Here is a 19,239-nt window from a genome sequence, read left to right on the forward strand (position 1 = left end):
GGCGCCGCTGATCCGGAGGACCTACGAGGCGGAGGGGCTCGGCGAGGCGGTCGCCGCCTCCACCTTCAGTTCGACCGTCAGCGTCGCGCCGCCGGTGGTGGCGATGCGCAGCAGGAACGTGCCGGTCGTGTCGTCCGCGTACAGCTTCGGCAGCTCGAGCAGGCCGTTCGCGTCCGTCTCGAGGTCCTTCAGGGTGCGTACGGTCTTGCCGTCGGCGTCCTTGAAGTAGGGGCCCTTGTCGTTCTCGGTCGCGTCGTCCGCCGACGTGATGAGCGTGGCGGTGGCCGCGACACCGTCGGCGGCGGCGCCCTTGTAGGTGGCCTTCACCTCGACCTGGTTCGCGAACTCGCCGCCCGGGGCGCAGGTCAGCGCGGTGTCACTGGTGCGTGCGAGGGCGTCGGCCTGGCGGTCGGTGACTGTCGCCGTGTAGTCGAGGCCGGACACGCTGCGGCCGACGACGGTGGCGCGGACCGTGAACTCGCCCGTCTTCTCACCGGCCTTGAGCGCGGGCGCGGTGGCCACGCCCAAGCTGTTGGTGACGACCGTGGCGACGCTCTCGCCGCCGCTGAAGGTGGCGTCCGTGTCCCCGACGATCGTGAAGCGGACCCGGACCTTCGGCACGGCCTTGCCGGCCTTGGTCTCGGTGCGCGCGGCGATCTTCTCGGTGAAGGCGTCGCCCGCGGTCGCGGTGAGCTTGCCGGTGCCCGCGTCCTCCAGGTGGTCCACCGTCTCGGTGGGCGTGGGAGACGGGGAAGTCGGGGGCGGCGAGCTGGACGGGGGCGGGCTGGTGGACCACCCAGGAGGCGTGGGACTCGTGGGCCCGTCACCCGGAGGCGCGGGACTGCTGGAGTCGCCAGGGGGAGGCGTGGAGTTGGAGTTCGGCGGCCTCGACGTGGCGGGCGGGGAAGGCGACGGGTTGGGGCTCGCTCCGTTGTTGTCGTCGCTGCGGCCGGAGGGCAGTGTGCCCGTACCGTCCGGCACCTCGTGGGTGCCCTTGCGGTAGTACTCGAGCCACGACAGCACCGTGTTCAGGTAGTGCGTCGAGTTGTTGTAGCTGAGGATCGCGCGGTTCAGGTCCGCCTGGACAGACATGTCGCGGTCCAGACGGCAGAGGTAGTGGCCGGCGGCGAGGGCCGCGTCGTAGATGTTGTTGGGGTTCTTCGTGCCGTCGCCGTTGCCGTCCCGGCCCGCCCAGGCCCAGGTGGAGGGAATGAACTGCATGGGGCCGACAGCCCTGTCGTACGAGCTGTCCCCGTCGTACGAACCGCCGTCGGTGTCGCGGATGTTCGCGAAACCGTTGCCGTTGAGGACGGGGCCGAGGATCGGCGTGATCGTGGTGCCCTCGGCATCGACACGGCCGCCTCGGGCCTGGCCGGACTCGACCTTGCCGATGGCGGCGAGGAGTTCCCAGGGCAGGTTGCAGCCGGGCTTGGACTCGCGCAGCGCCGCCTCGGCCTTCTTGTAGGCGTCCAGGACGGTCGCGGGTATCCCGGCCTCGGCGTCGCCCGTGGCGATGGGGCTGTCGGTGCCGGGAGTCGGGCTCGGGCTCGGGGTCGGGGTCGGGCTGTTGAGCGGCGGGAGGTCCGTGTAGTACGGCGAGTTACCGGTCGCGCTCTCTTCGGGGCTGACGTCGGACGAGGGCTGCGAACCGGTGTTCTGGCGGCTTTGCGGGCTATCGGTCACGCCCGGGGCCTGGGACGCGGACAGGGCCGCGACTGCGGCCGCGGCCACAGCGGTGGTTACCGCCCCTTTGGCCAGCCTCCTGCCGAATTGCGCCGCCATCGCGTGAACCCCTCCCGTCGTCGACTGCCCGCGCTTCGCGCGCTGTCCTGCCATCCGGCCGCGCTCCCCGGAGCGGCGACCCAGGTGACCCTACGACAACTTGCGCCGCGCATACACCTGTTCGTGCCCGAAATTCACCGGTTGGCCAGATCCGTTTTCTCCTGCCCGCGCGTGTCCGAAGCATGCGGTGCTCGTCCCGCATACTGGCGTCATCGATCAAGGAAGCATTCAGGGTCGTCAGATTCGGTCAACGTCGCCAGCATGGAGCCCAGTTGCCGTTCACTCTCAGCCATGCCGCGGCTGTCCTGCCCGTCGTACGCCTCGACGGAACCGGCCGTGGCCCGCTGGTCCCCGCGGTGCTCGTCACCGGTTCGTTCGCGCCCGACTTGACCTATTACGCGGCGAGTGTACTGCCTGAGGCGATGGAGTTCGGCGAGTTCACGCACTCCTTCACCGGCGTGTTCACAATCGACGTCCTCATCGCCTGGGCGCTCGTGGGCGTTTGGTTGCTGCTGCGCGAACCGTTGGTGGCCCTGTTGCCGCCGAGCTGGCAGGGGCGTACGGCGGCTCTGCTGCGCTGCGGCGCGCCGCGTGCGCCGTTCCGGCCAGCGCGTGCGCTGTGGTGGTATGTGTCCGCGGTGCTGGGCGCGCTGACACATGTCGTGCTGGACGCGTTCACGCATCTCGACCGGTGGGGGATGCGGGTCTTCCCCGGACTGGGGCGGGAGATCGCGGGTTCGCCGCTGTACTGGTATCTGCAGTACGGGGGTTCGGCCGTCATGGCGGTGGTGATCACGATCTTCGTAGCGGCCGCTCTGCGGCGACTGCCCGCCACGGAAGCCGTGGGGGTGCCGGTTCTGTCCGTACGGGACCGGTGGCTTGCCGCTCTCGTGATCGGTGGCTGCGCGGTGGTGGCCGCAGTGCAGCGGGCGTCTCGGTGGTGGGCTTACTGGGGGTCGCGTGCGGAGCCCTGGGAGCTGATTCCCACCGTGTGCTTCGGGGCGGGGGCCGGGCTGGCCGTCGGTCTGCTCCTGTACGGCTTCGGGGTCAGGGTGTGGCGTCCGGCTCCGGTTCCTCCCAGCCCAGCAGCGGGTCGTACGGAACCGAGCCATCCGGCTCCTCGCTGAGCGGTTTCAGGCTGTACGCGCGGGTCCGCAGGAACGCGCCGGCGTTCGTCAGTACGTCCAGCAGTCGCATCTGGTCGGTGGCCGTGGTGCGGGTCGAGTCGTGCTGGGGAGCCACGCGGGTGACACGCGCTCCGCGTCGCTCCCCCCTTGTGGGCGCCAACTCCCAGCCCGCCGCAGGCTAATGCGCCGCCGACTCCCAGTCGTCGCCCGAGCCGACCGAGACGTCCAGCGGGGCTCGCAAGTGGACCGCGTTGGCCATTTCGTGGCGGACGACGGCCTCGGTCGACTCCCGCTCGCCGGGGGCGATTTCGAGGACGATTTCGTCGTGGACCTGGAGCAGGATGCGGGACTTGAGGTTCGCTTCGGTGAGGGCGCGGTCGACGTTCAGCATGGCGATCTTGACGATGTCGGCGGCGGTGCCCTGAATGGGCGCGTTCAGAGCCATTCGCTCGGCCGCCTCGCGGCGCTGACGGTTGTCGCTGTTGAGGTCGGGGAGGTAGCGGCGACGTCCGAACAGCGTCGCCGTGTAGCCCGTCGCCCGCGCTTCGTCCACAGCTCGGCGCAGGAAGTCGCGGACGCCTCCGAAGCGCTCGAAGTACGTGTCCATCAGCGCCCGCGCCTCCCCCGCGTCGATGTTCAGCTGCTGGGACAGGCCGAACGCCGACAGGCCGTACGCCAGGCCGTACGACATCGCCTTGATCTTGCGCCGCATCTCCGCGTCGACCGCGGAGCGCTCCACGGAGAACACCTGTGAGGCGACCGTCGTGTGCAGGTCCTCCCCCGAGGTGAACGCCTCGATGAGGCCCTCGTCCCCGGAGAGGTGGGCCATGACGCGCAGCTCGATCTGGCTGTAGTCGGCGGTCATGAGGGACTCGAAGTCTTCGCCGACCACGAAGCCGCGGCGGATCGCGCGGCCCTCGTCGGTGCGGACCGGGATGTTCTGGAGGTTGGGGTCCGTGGAGGAGAGACGCCCCGTGGCGGCGACCGTCTGGTTGAACGTGGTGTGGATACGGCCGTCCGCGGCGATCGACTTGATGAGGCCTTCGACGGTCACCCGCAGCTTGGCCTGCTCGCGGTGGCGGAGCATGATGACCGGCAGTTCGTTGTCGGTCTGGGTGGCCAGCCAGGCGAGAGCGTCCGCGTCCGTGGTGTAACCCGTCTTTGTGCGCTTGGTCTTGGGCAGGGCCAGTTCACCGAAGAGGACTTCCTGGAGCTGCTTGGGCGAGCCCAGGTTGAACTCGTGCCCGGCTGCCGCGTGTGCCTCCTTTATGGCCTGCTGCACGGCGCCCGCGAACAACTGCTCCATGGCTTCGAGGTGTGTGCGGTCCGCGGCGATGCCGTGCCGCTCCATGCGGGCGAGCAGCGCAGAGGTCGGCAGCTCCATGTCGCCCAGCAGATCGGCCGCGCCGACCTCCTTCAGCCGGTCCCCGAAGGCTTCGCCCAGGTCGAGTACGGCGCGGGCCTGCACCATCAGCGCCTCGGCCTCGGCGGCCTCGTCGGCGCCGAAGGCGAGCTGCCCGTCGGCCGCGGCGGCGGGCGCCAGCTCCCGGCCGAGGTACTCCAGGGACAGCGCGTCCAGGTCGAAGGAGCGGCGTCCGGGCTTGACGAGGTAGGCGGCGAGCGCGGTGTCCATGGAGACGCCGGCGATGCTCCAGCCGTGCTCGGCGAAGACGCGCATGGCGCTCTTGGCGTTGTGGAACACCTTGGGCTTCTTCGGGTCGGCGAGCCACTGCGCGAACGCGTTCTCGTCGGCCTCGTCCAGCTGCGTCGGGTCGAACCAGGCGGCTGCTCCTGCCGCCGCGGCGAGCGCGACCTCGGCCACCGCGCCCGTACCGAGCGACCAGGTGTCGACCGTGGCGACACCGAGGACCGCCTTGCCGTGCTCGGCGAGCCACGGCTTCAGCTCGCCCACGCCGAGCACCGCACCGTCCAGTGCCACGCCCTCGGCGACCACCGGTGAGGAGTCGGCCTCGTCGGCTCCGGGGTCGACGGCCAGCAGCCGCTCGCGCAGCGAGGGGTTACGGATCTCCAGGGTGTCCAGGACCATCGCGACGGCCTTGCGGTCGTACGCGGCGCGCTCCAGATCGGTGACCGTCCTGGGCAGCTCCATGTGCCGCTCCAGCTCGGTCAGCCGGCGGTTGAGCTTGACGGCCTCCAGGTGGTCGCGGAGGTTCTGTCCCGCCTTGCCCTTGACCTCCTCGACGCGCTCGACCAGCTCCGCGAACGACCCGAACTGGTTGATCCACTTCGCGGCGGTCTTCTCGCCGACGCCGGGGATGCCCGGCAGGTTGTCGGAGGGGTCGCCGCGCAGGGCCGCGAAGTCGGGGTACTGGGCTGGCGTCAGCCCGTACTTCTCGAAGACCTTCTCCGGGGTGAACCGCGTCAGCTCGGAGACGCCCTTCGTCGGATACAGCACCGTCGTGTGCTCGGAGACCAGCTGGAAGGAATCGCGGTCGCCGGTGACGATCAGCACCTCGAAGCCCTCGGCCTCGGCCTGGGTGGCGAGGGTGGCGATGACGTCGTCCGCCTCGAAGCCCTCGATCGCGAACCGCTCGGCGTGCATGGCGTCGAGCAGCTCGCAGATGAGCTCGACCTGGCCCTTGAACTCGTCCGGGGTCTTGGAACGGTTCGCCTTGTAGTCCGTGAACTCCTCGGAGCGCCAGGTCTTACGGGAGACGTCGAACGCCACCGCGAAGTGCGTGGGCTCCTCGTCGCGCAGGGTGTTGGCCAGCATCGACGCGAAGCCGTAGATCGCGTTCGTCGGCTGTCCCGTCGCCGTCGTGAAGTTCTCCGCGGGCAGCGCGAAGAACGCTCGGTACGCCAGCGAGTGCCCGTCCATGAGCATCAGTCGCGGGCGCCCGTCGGCGGAGGTCTTCTCGGTCTTCTTCGATGCTGTTTCTGCCACGACCCCGATCCTGCCACGAGCCACTGACAACGCGGCCCCCGCAGCCCGGGCACGGTTGTTGTCACCGGCGCGTGGCAGGATCAAAGACGTACCTCACACATGCGCTCGATCGAGGAGGCCGAGATGGCCGGCAAGCCGCCCCAGGGTGATCCGGTTCAGGACGCGCCGCAGGTCGCCGGGCCGAAGCACGCGGCGGCCGGTCTGCCCGCCATCGGCCACACACTGCGCGTCGCCCAGCAGCAGATGGGAGTGCGGCGTACGGCGCTGACGCTGCTGCGGGTCAATCAGAAGGACGGTTTCGACTGCCCGGGCTGCGCCTGGCCCGAGCCGGAGCACCGGCACAAGGCGGAGTTCTGTGAGAACGGCGCGAAGGCGGTCGCCGAGGAGGCGACGCTGCGCCGGGTCACGCCGGACTTCTTCGCCGCGCACACGGTGGCCGACCTCGCGACCCGCAGCGGCTACTGGCTGGGCCAGCAGGGCCGCCTCACGCATCCCATGTATCTGGCGGAGGGCGCCGAGCACTACGCGCCGGTGTCCTGGGAGCGGGCCTTCGACATCATCGCGGAGGAGCTCACCGCCCTCGGCTCCCCGGACGAGGCCCTCTTCTACACCTCGGGCCGCACCAGCAACGAAGCGGCGTTCCTGTATCAGCTGTTCGCCCGCGAGTACGGCACGAACAATCTGCCGGACTGCTCCAACATGTGCCACGAGTCGTCGGGTTCCGCGCTCAGCGAGACGATCGGCGTCGGCAAGGGCAGCGTCCTCCTGGAGGACCTCTACAAGGCGGACCTGATCATCGTCGCCGGGCAGAACCCGGGCACGAACCATCCGCGCATGCTCTCGGCCCTGGAGAAGGCGAAGGCGAACGGCGCGCGGATCATCACGGTGAACCCGCTGCCCGAAGCGGGCATGGAGCGCTTCAAGAACCCGCAGACCCCTCAGGGCATGCTCAAGGGCGCCGCCCTGACCGATCTGTTCCTGCAGATCCGCATCGGCGGCGACCAGGCCCTCTTCCGCCTCCTGAACAAGCTCATCCTCGAGACGGAGGGCGCGGTCGACGAGGCCTTCGTCAGCGAACACACCCACGGCTACGAGGAGTTCGCACAATCGGCCCGCGCCGCCGACTGGGACGAGACGCTCACCGCGACGGGCCTCACGCGCGCGCAGATCGACGAAGCGCTGCGCATGGTCCTCGCCTCGAAACGCACCATCGTGTGCTGGGCGATGGGCCTCACCCAGCACAAGCACGCCGTGCCGACAATCCGCGAGATCGTCAACTTCCTTCTGCTGCGCGGCAACATCGGCCGCCCGGGTGCGGGCGTGTGCCCGGTGCGCGGCCACTCGAACGTGCAGGGCGACCGCACGATGGGCATCTTCGAGCGCCCCGCTCCGGCCTTCCTGGACGCCCTGGAGAGGGAGTTCGGCTTCGCGCCGCCGCGCGAGCACGGCTACGACGTCGTACGGGCCATCCGCGCCATGCGCGACGACAAGGCGAAGGTCTTCTTCGCAATGGGCGGCAACTTCGTGTCGGCCTCCCCCGACACCGAGGTCACCGAGGCTGCCATGCGCCGCGCCCGCCTCACCGTGCACGTCTCGACGAAGCTGAACCGCTCGCACGCCGTCACGGGCGCGCGTGCCCTGATCCTGCCGACCCTCGGCCGCACCGAGCGTGATCTCCAGGGCAGTGGCGAGCAGTTCGTGACCGTCGAGGACTCCATGGGCATGGTGCACGCCTCGCGGGGCCGCCTCGAGCCCGCGAGCGAGCACCTGCTGTCCGAGACGGCCATCGTGTGCCGCCTCGCGCGCCGCGTCCTCGGCGAGGAATCCCGCACGCCCTGGGAGGAGTTCGAGAAGGACTACGCGACGATCCGCGACCGCATCGCGCGCGTGGTTCCCGGTTTCGAGGACTTCAACGCGCGCGTGGCCGAGCCGGGAGGCTTTGCTCTGCCGCACGCCCCGCGCGACGAGCGCCGCTTCCCCACCGCCACCGGCAAGGCCAACTTCACGGCCGCGCCCGTCGAGTACCCGAAGCTCCCCGAGGGCCGTCTCCTGCTGCAGACGCTGCGCTCGCACGACCAGTACAACACCACGATCTACGGCCTGGACGACCGCTACCGGGGCATCAAGAACGGCCGCCGGGTGGTGCTCGTGAACCCCGACGACGCCCGTGAGCTGGGCCTGGCCGACGGCTCGTACACCGATCTCGTCAGCGAGTGGCAGGACGGTGTGGAGCGGCGTGCCCCCGGCTTCCGGGTCGTGCACTATCCGACGGCCCGGGGCTGCGCGGCGGCGTACTACCCGGAGACCAACGTCCTGGTCCCCCTGGACGCCACCGCGGACACCAGCAACACACCCGCCAGCAAGTCCGTGGTCGTCCGTCTGGAACAATCGGCTACCAACTGAGCGCTCGCTTAGCGAGCGCTCCGATAGACGGCCGAAAGACGAAGGAGCCGGACCCCATGGGCGAGCACCAGCACGTGAACTTCCCGCAAGAGGTCATCGACGAGTACACGGCCCTCGGCGTCGATCTCGTCGCCATGTTCTCCGCGGGGCACCTGGGCCCACGCATGGGCGTCCAGATCACCGAGGCCTCCGCGGACCGCGTCGTGGGCACCATGCCGGTCGAGGGCAACACACAGCCGTACGGACTCCTGCACGGCGGCGCCTCCGCCGTGCTCGCCGAGACGCTGGGCTCGGTCGGCGCGATGCTGCACGCCGGCAGCTCCAAGATCGCCCTCGGCCTCGACCTCAACTGCACCCACCACCGGGGAGCCCGCTCCGGCCTCGTCACCGGTGTCGCGACCCCCCTACACCGCGGCCGGTCCACCGCGACGTACGAGATAGCGATCAGCGACGAGGCGGGCAAGCGCGTATGCACCGCGCGGCTCACCTGTCTGCTGCGCGACGTGAAGGCGAGCGACGAGGAACGCGTACGTGCCGCGGACTGACCCACGCCCCTTCGGGGAACCGGGACTGCCGGACCCTAATCACCCTGACGGGTACCGGAGTTGTCCACAGCACCGTGGTCGTCCACAGCGCCGTTGCTCCCCGGCACCCGGCGGCTTAGCGTCAAGGCATGAAATCGGGAGAAGCCCCCTGGCCGGGGGCAGCGCTTGGATTCGGGCTCGGGCTTGCGCTGTTGACCGGCGCCCTGATCACCGGGTGCGGGCAGGACGACTCGAAGGACAGCGTGGGTCCGCGGGATGCCGCACGGACCGGCGCCGGCTCGCCGTCGCCGTCGGCCACTCCTCCCGAGGACCTGTGCACGCAGATCGTCACGTATTGGTCGCGGGAGGTCCTGACGGGGGACACTTACGGGGACTACCAGTCGATGGGCCTGTCGGGCAGGCAGTACGAGATCCTGCTGAAGGTCGTGGACGCCGCCCGGGCCGAGAAGAAGAGCAAGGGCGCACAGGCCGCGGAGAGGCTGATCGACCGCGAAGCGCGCGCGGGCTGCAAGGACCTGTACCGCGACGGCATCCCGAGCGGAAGGCCGTGGGGGTGAGCGGCGTCGGCCCCGTCGAGCCGGGCGAAGGCACGCGCGCGTGGGACATCCCAGGCCCGGGCACCCCGCCGGAGCCCCCGCCCGAACCACCGCGCGGACACCTCGCGCAGACGTACACCCGGCACCGCCGCGTCGTCCTGTCGATCGCGGCAGCAGTCGTTCTCCTCGCGGGCGGCGGCTACCTCTACGCCACCCGGCCCGAACAAGCCCCGCCGGACCCGCCGCCGTACCCCTCACAGGTGGTCGGCCTCACCTACCTCGGGCCGGAGCCCTCGCCCGACAACGCTCCGCCCAAGAGCTTCAGCATCGGCGTGGAGCTGACCGTTCAGTCCGGCCCTCAGGTCACCGTGCTGCGGATAACGCAGCCCTATGCCGGTCTTTCGCTGGCTTCGGTTCCGCGTCTGCCTTTCCGGACAAGGACCGGCTTTCCCCACAAGATCAACATCACCATGCAGGTGACGGAATGCGCGCAAGTGCCAAGGAACGCCGGACTACCTTTCCTGGACGTAACTCTGCGTAATACGCGCGCAATACAAGTGCACAGTTTCATCCTTGGTGAACGGTATGCACACGACCTCTCGGAAGCCGTTCAAGGCGCCTGCAGCACCAACTCCGCGACAGCACCAAAGTAGTAGTACGCTCCTGACGGCACCCGGCGAGGCCTGCGAGTTCTCACTATGCGGACCGGGCGAATCAGCCGTAATTCCACTCTTCCACCCACTGAGTACCGCTCTGCATTACCTCGTGTCATAACAAGAGCGTCACAGCATTGGCCAGACCCTCCTCCACGTTCCCCACACACGCTTAGAGTCACGCCCAGTCACCGCGCCATCGGATCCGAATCATCTTCGGACCAGCGCTCGACTCGGCCGCTTCTACGGGGAAGGGCCGCGCCAGGGAAAGGACTGATCGTGCGCCAACGTTCGCTCATCGCCATCACCGCCGCGCTGGCGGCGGGAGCACTCACACTCACCGCCTGCGGCTCGCGAGACGACGACGGCGGCGGCTCCTCCGGCGACGGTGGCACCACCGTGGTCATAGGCGTCGATGCCCCGCTCACCGGCGACCTGTCGGCCCTGGGCCTCGGCATCAAGAACTCCGCCGACCTCGCAGCCAAGCAGGCCAACAAGGACAAGGTCGTCGACGGCATCACCTTCAAGGTCGAATCCCTCGACGACCAGGCGCAGCCCTCCTCCGGCCAGCAGAACGCCACCAAGTTCGTCGCCAACAAGGAAGTCCTCGGTGTCGTCGGCCCCCTGAATTCCGGCGTCGCCGAATCCATGCAGAAGGTCTTCGACGACGCCAAGCTCGTCGAGGTCTCCCCCGCCAACACCGGCCCGACCCTGACCCAGGGCCCGGACTGGCAGAGCGGCAAGAAGGTCCGCGCGTACAAGTCGTACTTCCGCACCGCGACCACGGACGCCATCCAGGGCCCGTTCGCCGCGCAGTACGTCTTCAACGACGCTAAGAAGAAGAAGGTCTTCGTCATCGACGACAAGAAGACCTACGGCGCCGGTCTGGCCGGCACCTTCACCGACGAGTTCAAGAAGCTCGGCGGCACCATCGCCGGCACCGAGCACATCGACCCCGAGACCAAGGACTTCTCCGCGGTCGCCACCAAGGTGAAGAACTCCGGCGCCGACGTCGTCTACTACGGCGGTGAATACCCGCAGGCCGGTCCGCTGAGCAAGCAGATCAAGGCCGCCGGAGCCAAGATCCCGCTGGTCGGCGGCGACGGCATCTACGACCCGGAGTTCATCTCCCTCGCCGGCGCCGGCAGCGCAGGCGACCTCGCCACCTCCGTCGGCGCACCCGTCGAAGAACTCCCCTCCGCCAAGGAGTTCGTCGCCAACTACAAGGCCGAGGGCTACAAGGAGCCCTTCGCCGCGTACGGCGGCTACTCCTACGACTCCGCCTGGGCGATCATCCAGGCCGTCAAGACGGTCGTCGAGGACAACAACGGCGAACTCCCGGACGACGCCCGCGCAAAGATCACAGAAGCCATGCAGAACGTCTCCTTCGACGGAGTGACCGGCAAGGTCGCCTTCGACGAATACGGCGACACCACCAACAAGCAGCTCACCGTCTACTCCGTCGAGGGCACCGAGTGGAAGCCGGTGAAGTCCGGCACCTACGAAGGCTGATCCACACCCGCACCACTGAACGAGCCGCGCGGGGCGCTGCACCACTGGCGCCCCGCGCGGACTCGCATCCGGTCACATCCCTCGACAAATCCGAAGTCTCGGAGGACATGCGGTGAACGAACTGCCGCAGCAGCTGGTCAACGGCCTGCTACTGGGATCCATGTACGGGCTCGTCGCCATCGGCTACACGATGGTCTACGGCATCGTCCAGCTCATCAACTTCGCCCACGGCGAGATCTTCATGATCGGAGGGTTCGGCGCCCTCACGGTCTACCTGTACGTCCTGCCCGACGGCACCACCATGTGGATCGCACTGCCACTGATGCTCCTCGGCGCCGTCATCGCCGCGGTCATCGTCGCCGTAGGCGCGGAACGGTTCGCCTACCGCCCCCTGCGAGGCGCACCACGCCTCGCCCCCCTCATCACCGCCATCGGCCTCTCCCTCGCCCTCCAGCAAGCCGTATGGGCCTGGTACCCCGACGCCAAGGAATCCATCAACTTCCCCGAGATCGACGGCGGCCCCTTCGAGATCGGCAACGTCACCATCCAGACCGGTGACATCTTCCTGCTGATCGTCGCCCCCATCAGCATGGCGATCCTCGCCTACTTCGTCATGAAGACCCGCACCGGACGCGGCATGCAGGCCACCGCCCAGGACCCCGACACCGCCAAACTCATGGGCATCAACACCGACCGCATCATCGTGGTCGCCTTCGCCCTCGGCGCCGTGTTCGCCGCCGTCGGAGCCGTCGCCTACGGCCTCAAATACGGCCAGGTCCAATTCCGCATGGGCTTCATCCTCGGCCTCAAAGCCTTCACCGCCGCCGTCCTCGGCGGCATCGGCAACATCTACGGAGCCATGATCGGCGGCCTCGTCCTCGGCATCGCCGAAACCATGGCCACCGCCTACATCGCCGACGTCCCCGGCATGGAGCAACTCGGCGGCCAGTCCTGGGCCAACGTCTGGGCCTTCGTACTTCTCATCCTCGTCCTCCTCTTCAGGCCACAAGGCCTGATGGGTGAGCGCGTGGCGGACAGGGCGTGACACCGATGACCACACAGACCACTGCCCCCCAGACGCCGAGCACCCCGGCCGACGGCAAACCCAGCGGCCTCATCGGCATCCCCGAAAACCTCGGCCGCGCCCTCGCCACCGGCGGCGGCATCCTCACCCTCATCTCCACCTTCCTCGCCTGGACCTGGACCGACGCCTTCCCCGGCGACCTCACCGTCTACGGCTACCCCGGCGGCCTCCAAGTCCTCGTCCTCATCGCCGGCGCCCTCACCGCACTCTTCGGCCTCGCCTCCTACGGAGTGAAGGGACTGCGCTGGCTCACACCCGGCGCAGCCGACAGCGCCATCAAACTCGCCGCACTCGCCGCCTTCGCCACCGCCTGGTTCACGATCATCGCGATCAGCGTCCAACTCGGCGGCCTCGCCAACCTCGAACCCGGCGGCTGGGTCGTCGCCATCGTCACCCTCGCCACCCTCCTCGGCGCCCTCTCCCTCCCCTTCGACCGGCCCGAACCCGAACCGGCCGACCCCGAAGACACCGACTGGGAGCAGTTCCGCCACAACACCCGCAACAAAGTGACGGTCTTCAAAGCGGCCTTCGCCTCCAGCGACGTAACCCCGGCCCGCAAACTCCCCGCGTACGCCGAAATCCTCATCATCGTCGCGGCACTCGCCCTAGGCCTCACCGTCTTCACCTACGGCATCGGCACCGAATACGACGAACTCTTCGTCGGCTTCATGATCACCGTCGGCTTCGGCTTCGCCGCCGTCACCAAGGCAGGACTCGTCGCCAGGGTCTCCGCGATCACCGCCAAACACCGCAACGTCACGATGATCGGCGCCTTCGCCGCCGCCGCCGCCTTCCCCTTCACACAGTCCGACGACCAGTACGCCACCATCGGCGTCTACATCCTGATCTTCGCCACCGTCGCCCTCGGCCTCAACATCGTCGTCGGCATGGCCGGACTCCTCGACCTCGGATACGTCGCCTTCCTCGGCGTCGGCGCCTACACCGGAGCCATGGTCTCCGGCTCCCCCTCATCCCCCTTCGACATCCACCTGCCGTTCTGGGCCTCCGCCCTCCTCGGCGCAGCCGTCGCCATGATCTTCGGCGTCCTCATCGGCGCCCCCACCCTCCGCCTACGCGGCGACTACCTCGCCATCGTCACCCTCGGCTTCGGCGAAATCTTCCGCATCGCCGTCCTCAACGCCGACGGCACCTCAGGCCCCGACATCACCAACGGCTCCAACGGCATCGCATCGATTCCGAACCTCAACATCTTCGGCTTCGACTTCGGCGAAGAACACACCATCGCCGGGTTCACCATCGCCCGCTTCGCCAACTACTTCCTGCTGATGCTCCTCATCACCCTCGTCGTCGTCATCGTCTTCCGACGCAGCGGCGACTCCCGCATCGGCCGTGCCTGGATCGCCATCCGCGAAGACGAAACCGCCGCCCTCGCCATGGGCATCAACGGCTTCCGCGTCAAACTCATCGCCTTCGCCCTCGGCGCCGCACTCGCCGGCCTCGCCGGCACCGTCCAGGCCCACGTCACCTACACCGTGACCCCCGAGCAATACCAATTCGCCCACGTCGTACCACCGAACTCGGCATTCCTCCTCGCCGCAGTCGTCCTCGGCGGAATGGGCACCATCAGCGGCCCCCTCGTCGGCGCCGCCCTCCTCTACCTCATCCCCGCCAAGCTCCAATTCCTGGGCAACTACCAACTCTTCGCCTTCGGCCTCGCGCTCGTCCTGCTCATGCGCTTCCGTCCGGAAGGCCTCATCCCGAACCGGCGCCGCCAGCTCGAATTCCACGAAGAAACGGAAGCGCCCACAGTCCTCAGCAAGGCAGGGGCCTGACCACCATGACAACCGACACCACCACCAAAGACACCGCACCGGCCGCACCCACGCCCGGCCAAACCGTCCTCGACGCACGCGGCGTCACCATGCGCTTCGGCGGCCTCACCGCCGTACGCAACGTCGACCTCACCGTCAACAGCGGCGAAATCGTCGGCCTCATCGGCCCCAACGGCGCCGGCAAAACCACCTTCTTCAACTGCCTCACCGGCCTCTACATCCCCACCGAGGGAGAGGTCCGCTACAAAGGCACCGTCCTGCCGGCCAAATCCTTCAAGGTCACCGCCGCCGGAATCGCCCGTACATTCCAGAACATCCGGCTCTTCGCCAACATGACAGTCCTGGAAAACGTACTCGTCGGCCGCCACACCCGTACGAAGGAAGGGCTCTGGTCCGCGCTGCTCCGCGGCCCCGGCTTCCACAAAGCCGAAGCCGCCTCCCGCGAACGGGCCATGGAACTACTCAAGTTCATCGGCCTCGAAAAGAAGGCCGAACACCTCGCCCGCAACCTCCCGTACGGCGAACAGCGCAAGCTGGAAATCGCGCGGGCGCTGGCCAGCGAGCCCGGCCTGCTGCTGCTCGACGAGCCGACAGCCGGCATGAACCCACAGGAAACCCGGGCGACCGAAGAACTCGTCTTCGCCATCCGGGACATGGGCATCGCCGTCCTCGTCATCGAGCACGACATGCGCTTCATCTTCAACCTCTGCGACCGCGTCGCAGTCCTCGTACAGGGCGAAAAACTCGTCGAAGGCAGCAGCGAAACCGTCCAAGGCGACGAACGCGTCATCGCCGCCTACCTCGGAGAACCCTTCGAAGACGCCCCAGGCGCCAAAGAAGTAGCGGAAGTCGAAGCCGCCGAGGCCAACGCCGCCACCCCGACGGACGCCGCGCCCCGCAAGGAGAACGACCGATGACCGCCCTCCTCGAAGTCGACGAACTCCGAGTCGCCTACGGCAAAATCGAAGCCGTCAAAGGTATCTCCTTCAAAGTCGAAGCCGGCGAAGTCGTCACCCTCATCGGCACCAACGGGGCCGGCAAGACCACGACACTGCGCACCCTGTCGGGACTGCTCAAGCCGCTCAGTGGCCAGATCAAATTCGGCGGCAAATCGCTGAAGAAGACCCCGGCCCACCAGATCGTCTCCCTGGGACTCGCCCACTCCCCCGAGGGCCGGCACATCTTCCCCCGCATGACCATCGAGGACAACCTGCGGCTCGGCGCATTCCTCCGCGACGACAAAGCAGGCATCGAAAAGGACATACAGCGCGCCTACGACCTCTTCCCCATCCTCGGAGAACGCCGAAAGCAAGCCGCCGGAACCCTCTCCGGCGGCGAACAGCAAATGCTCGCCATGGGCCGCGCCCTCATGTCACAGCCCAAACTCCTCATGCTCGACGAACCCTCCATGGGCCTCTCGCCGATCATGATGCAGAAGATCATGGCCACCATCGCCGAACTCAAATCCCAAGGCACCACCATCCTCCTGGTCGAACAGAACGCCCAGGCGGCACTGTCACTCGCCGACCACGGACACGTCATGGAAGTCGGCAACATCGTGCTCACCGGCACCGGACAGGACCTCCTGCACGACGAATCCGTACGCAAGGCGTACCTCGGCGAGGACTGAGCTCCTCACCCGGTACGACCGTTGTACGACGAGGCCCGCACCCCCTCACAGGGGGTGCGGGCCTCGTCGTATGTACGCGCGTGCAGGTACCGACCTCAGTCCTTCGCGGCCTTCTTCTCCTCCGCGTCCTGAATAACCGCCTCCGCCACCTGCTGCATCGACATCCGACGATCCATCGACGTCTTCTGAATCCACCGGAACGCCGCCGGCTCCGACAACCCGTACTCCGTCTGCAGAACCGACTTCGCACGATCCACGAGCTTCCGCGTCTCCAGACGCTGCGTCAGATCGGCGATCTCCTTCTCCAACTGCTTCAACTCCGTGAAGCGGGAGACGGCCATCTCGATCGCCGGGACGACATCGCTCTTACTGAACGGCTTCACGAGGTACGCCATCGCGCCGGCGTCCCTCGCCCGCTCGACCAGATCACGCTGCGAGAACGCCGTGAGCATGAGCACCGGGGCGATGGACTCCTCGGCGATCTTCTCCGCGGCGGAGATCCCATCGAGCTTCGGCATCTTCACATCAAGGATCACAAGATCCGGACGGTGCTCCCGAGCCAGCTCCACGGCCTCCTCACCGTCACCGGCCTCGCCAACGACGCTGTACCCCTCTTCCTCGAGCATCTCCTTGAGGTCGAGACGAATCAGCGCCTCGTCCTCAGCGATGACGACACGGGTCGTCAGCGGAGGCACGTGCGACTTGTCGTCGTCGGGCGCGTCTGTGGGCTGGGGCGACTCGGGGGCGGTCACGGGGGCTCCTCGTTCAGGGGCAGGGGCGCTGCTTTCCAAGAGGGTACCCAGCTGCGATATGGTGGACGGGCAGCGGGTCGAGGTTAACCTTCGATTCGCTGGGCCCCGGTAGCCCAATTGGCATGAGGCAATGGATTCAAAACCCATACAGTGTCGGTTCGAGTCCGACCCGGGGCACTTTTCCTTAGATTCGAAGGTTATCTCCTGGAAGCGGGGGTTCACGTTCTCGTGAACCTCCGCTTTTTGCTGCGTGTCGAGACGATCAGTCACACAGAGTGTGCACATGTACGACATGAGCACACGCAAGCGGGCACTCGCACTGGTTGGCCAGGGGCGCAGCCTGAACTCCGTCAGCAAAGAGACTGGCGTCTCCCGGGCAACGATCCGCTCCTGGCAAAACCCGTATCGAGCCGCTCAAGCGCGCCGGGAAACCGTGCCCTCGGTGCCAGGGCGTGCCCGCACCACCCGAGGACCCGGCGGCGTACGCGTATCTCCTCGGCCTCTATCTCGGCGACGGCTGCATCAACGCTCACCGTAGGGGCGTCTACTTCATCCGCATCGTGTGCGACAACGCCTGGCCCGGCCTTATCGACGCCTGCGAAGCTGCGCTTCGTGCCGTACGCCCGGACAACAGCGTGTTCCGCGTGAAGAAGGACGGCTGTGTAGCAGTCACTGTCACCAGCAAGCACTGGCCCTGCTTCTTTCCCCAGCACGGTCCCGGCAAGAAGCACGAGCGCACCATCGCCCTCGAGCCCTGGCAGCAGAAGATCGTGAACGCGCACCCCTGGGACTTCATCCGAGGGCTCATCCACTCCGACGGGTGCCGGATCACCAACTGGACGACTCGCCTCGTGAAGGGCGAACGCAAGCGCTACGAATACCCCCGGTACTTCTTCACGAACACGTCGACCGACATCATCCAGCTCTTCACGGACACGCTCGACCTCGTCGGAGTCGAGTGGAAGCCACTCCATCAGAGCCGCGCGGCCGTGACCATCTCGGTCGCCCGCAAAGCCTCCGTAGCCCTAATGGACACCCACGTAGGCCCCAAGCACTAACCCCACGCCACTACTTGGGCGCGTCATCCTCGCCAATGTGGTGAACACGGACCAGGTTCGTCGAGCCCGAGACTCCCGGCGGCGACCCGGCGGTGATCACCACGATGTCGCCCTTCTGGCAGCGGCCGATCTTGAGGAGCTGTTCGTCGACCTGGTCGACCATCGCGTCGGTGGAGTTGACGTGGGGGCCGAGGAAGGTTTCGACGCCCCAGGTGAGGTTGAGTTGGGAGCGGGTGGCCGGGTCGGGGGTGAAGGCCAGGAGAGGGATCGGTGACCTGTAACGCGACAGGCGGCGGACCGTGTCTCCGCTCTGAGTGAAGGCGACGAGGAACTTCGCGCCCAGGAAGTCGCCCATCTCGGCGGCCGCGCGGGCGACGGCGCCGCCCTGGGTGCGGGGCTTGTTGCGTTCGGTCAGGGGCGGGAGGCCCTTCGCGAGGATGTCTTCCTCGGCCGCTTCCACGATCCGCGACATCGTCTTGACCGTCTCGATGGGGTACTTGCCGACGCTCGTTTCGCCGGACAGCATCACGGCGTCCGTGCCGTCGATGACGGCGTTGGCGACGTCGCTCGCTTCCGCGCGCGTCGGGCGGGAGTTGTCGATCATCGAGTCGAGCATCTGGGTGGCGACGATGACCGGTTTGGCGTTGCGCTTGGCCAGCTTGATCGTGCGTTTCTGGACGATCGGGACCTGCTCCAGTGGCATTTCGACGCCCAGGTCGCCTCGGGCGACCATGATCCCGTCGAAGGCGGCGACGATGTTGTTGATGTTTTCGACGGCTTGGGGTTTTTCGACCTTGGCGATGACGGGGAGGCGGCGGCCCTCTTCGTCCATGATGCGGTGGACGTCCTGGATGTCGCGTCCGCTACGGACGAAGGAGAGGGCGATGACGTCGAAGCCGGTGCGCAGGGCCCAGCGGAGGTCGGCCTCGTCCTTGTCGGAGAGGGCGGGGACGGAGACGGCGACGCCGGGGAGGTTCAGGCCTTTGTTGTCGGAGATCATGCCGCCTTCGACGACGGTGGTGTGGACGCGGGGGCCGTCGACGGCGGTGACTTCGAGGCAGACTTTGCCGTCGTCGACGAGGATGCGTTCGCCGGTGGTGACGTCGGCGGCGAGTCCGTCGTAGGTGGTGCCGCAGGTCTGGCGGTCGCCTTGGATGCCTTCTTCGACGGTGATGGTGAAGGTGTCTCCGCGTTCAAGGAGTACGGGGCCTTCGCTGAAGCGGCCGAGTCGGATCTTCGGGCCTTGAAGGTCGGCGAGGATTCCGACGCTGTGGCCGGTTTCGTCGGAGGCCTTTCGTACGTGCTGGTAGCGCTCCTCATGGTCGGCGTAGGTGCCGTGGCTGAGGTTGAAGCGGGCTACGTCCATTCCGGCTTCGACCAGTGCTTTGATCTGGTCGTACGAGTCGGTTGCGGGGCCCAGGGTGCAGACGATCTTTGCTCGGCGCATGGTTCGAGCCTA

General features: G+C 67.6%; 14 protein-coding genes, 1 tRNA gene and 1 pseudogene. 12 read left to right on the forward strand and 4 right to left on the reverse strand.

The features are described 5' to 3' along the window. Positions 1-21: 21 nt before the first annotated feature. The gene (locus ACYVO6_RS12805) at positions 22-1,782 is read right to left on the reverse strand and encodes a lytic transglycosylase domain-containing protein (RefSeq protein ID WP_461060499.1); all 1,761 of its coding nucleotides are present in this window, start codon (positions 1,780-1,782) and stop codon (positions 22-24) included. Positions 1,783-2,054: 272 nt separating this feature from the next. On the opposite strand from ACYVO6_RS12805, the gene ACYVO6_RS12810 reads away from it, so the two are divergent. Beyond that, positions 2,055-2,909, forward strand: a complete 855-nt coding sequence (locus ACYVO6_RS12810; RefSeq protein WP_461060501.1) for a DUF4184 family protein — start codon at positions 2,055-2,057, stop codon at positions 2,907-2,909. A 178-nt stretch (positions 2,910-3,087) separates the two neighbouring features. On the opposite strand, the gene polA is transcribed toward ACYVO6_RS12810, so the two are convergent. Next, a complete protein-coding gene (polA, locus tag ACYVO6_RS12815; protein WP_461060503.1) occupies positions 3,088-5,814 on the reverse strand; it encodes a DNA polymerase I in 2,727 nt (908 codons plus the stop codon). A gap of 123 nt (positions 5,815-5,937) precedes the next feature. On the opposite strand from polA, the gene ACYVO6_RS12820 reads away from it, so the two are divergent. From ACYVO6_RS12820 to ACYVO6_RS12860, 9 genes are all read left to right on the forward strand, one after another. After that, a complete protein-coding gene (locus tag ACYVO6_RS12820) occupies positions 5,938-8,217 on the forward strand; it encodes an FdhF/YdeP family oxidoreductase (protein ID WP_461061373.1) in 2,280 nt (759 codons plus the stop codon). Between the two features lie 56 nt (positions 8,218-8,273). Next, complete coding sequence (locus ACYVO6_RS12825; protein ID WP_461060505.1) at positions 8,274-8,762, forward strand: PaaI family thioesterase; 489 nt, start codon at positions 8,274-8,276, stop codon at positions 8,760-8,762. Between the two features lie 128 nt (positions 8,763-8,890). Next, complete coding sequence (locus tag ACYVO6_RS12830) at positions 8,891-9,319, forward strand: hypothetical protein (protein WP_461060507.1); 429 nt, start codon at positions 8,891-8,893, stop codon at positions 9,317-9,319. Then, on the forward strand, positions 9,316-9,951 hold the full coding sequence (locus tag ACYVO6_RS12835; protein ID WP_461060509.1) for a Tat pathway signal sequence domain protein: 636 nt from the start codon (positions 9,316-9,318) through the stop codon (positions 9,949-9,951). The genes ACYVO6_RS12830 and ACYVO6_RS12835 overlap by 4 nt, the downstream gene beginning before the upstream one ends. 279 nt (positions 9,952-10,230) lie before the next feature. Then, positions 10,231-11,463 carry a branched-chain amino acid ABC transporter substrate-binding protein gene (locus ACYVO6_RS12840; protein WP_461060511.1) on the forward strand — a complete coding sequence of 411 codons (1,233 nt, stop codon included), beginning with the start codon at positions 10,231-10,233 and terminating at the stop codon, positions 11,461-11,463. 112 nt (positions 11,464-11,575) lie between these two features. After that, the gene (locus ACYVO6_RS12845) at positions 11,576-12,508 is read left to right on the forward strand and encodes a branched-chain amino acid ABC transporter permease (protein ID WP_461060513.1); all 933 of its coding nucleotides are present in this window, start codon (positions 11,576-11,578) and stop codon (positions 12,506-12,508) included. Between the two features lie 5 nt (positions 12,509-12,513). Next, on the forward strand, positions 12,514-14,340 hold the full coding sequence (locus ACYVO6_RS12850) for a branched-chain amino acid ABC transporter permease (RefSeq protein ID WP_461060515.1): 1,827 nt from the start codon (positions 12,514-12,516) through the stop codon (positions 14,338-14,340). Between the two features lie 5 nt (positions 14,341-14,345). After that, positions 14,346-15,257, forward strand: coding sequence for an ABC transporter ATP-binding protein (locus ACYVO6_RS12855; protein ID WP_461060517.1), 912 nt, complete (start codon positions 14,346-14,348; stop codon positions 15,255-15,257). Next, positions 15,254-15,970, forward strand: a complete 717-nt coding sequence (locus ACYVO6_RS12860) for an ABC transporter ATP-binding protein (RefSeq protein ID WP_352375017.1) — start codon at positions 15,254-15,256, stop codon at positions 15,968-15,970. The genes ACYVO6_RS12855 and ACYVO6_RS12860 overlap by 4 nt, the downstream gene beginning before the upstream one ends. A gap of 95 nt (positions 15,971-16,065) precedes the next feature. On the opposite strand, the gene ACYVO6_RS12865 is transcribed toward ACYVO6_RS12860, so the two are convergent. Further along, positions 16,066-16,722, reverse strand: a complete 657-nt coding sequence (locus tag ACYVO6_RS12865; RefSeq protein WP_033318006.1) for an ANTAR domain-containing response regulator — start codon at positions 16,720-16,722, stop codon at positions 16,066-16,068. Positions 16,723-16,824: 102 nt separating this feature from the next. Between ACYVO6_RS12865 and ACYVO6_RS12870 the strand changes: the two genes are divergently transcribed. Continuing rightward, positions 16,825-16,899, forward strand: a tRNA-Leu gene (locus ACYVO6_RS12870). A gap of 106 nt (positions 16,900-17,005) precedes the next feature. Beyond that, positions 17,006-17,780, forward strand: a pseudogene (locus ACYVO6_RS12875) (transcriptional regulator). Positions 17,781-17,790: 10 nt separating this feature from the next. Here the strand turns inward: ACYVO6_RS12875 and pyk are convergent. Then, positions 17,791-19,227, reverse strand: a complete 1,437-nt coding sequence (gene pyk, locus ACYVO6_RS12880) for a pyruvate kinase (protein ID WP_461060519.1) — start codon at positions 19,225-19,227, stop codon at positions 17,791-17,793. Between the last annotated feature and the right edge of the window lie 12 nt (positions 19,228-19,239).

The sequence above is a fragment of the Streptomyces pseudoechinosporeus genome, from assembly GCF_054783935.1.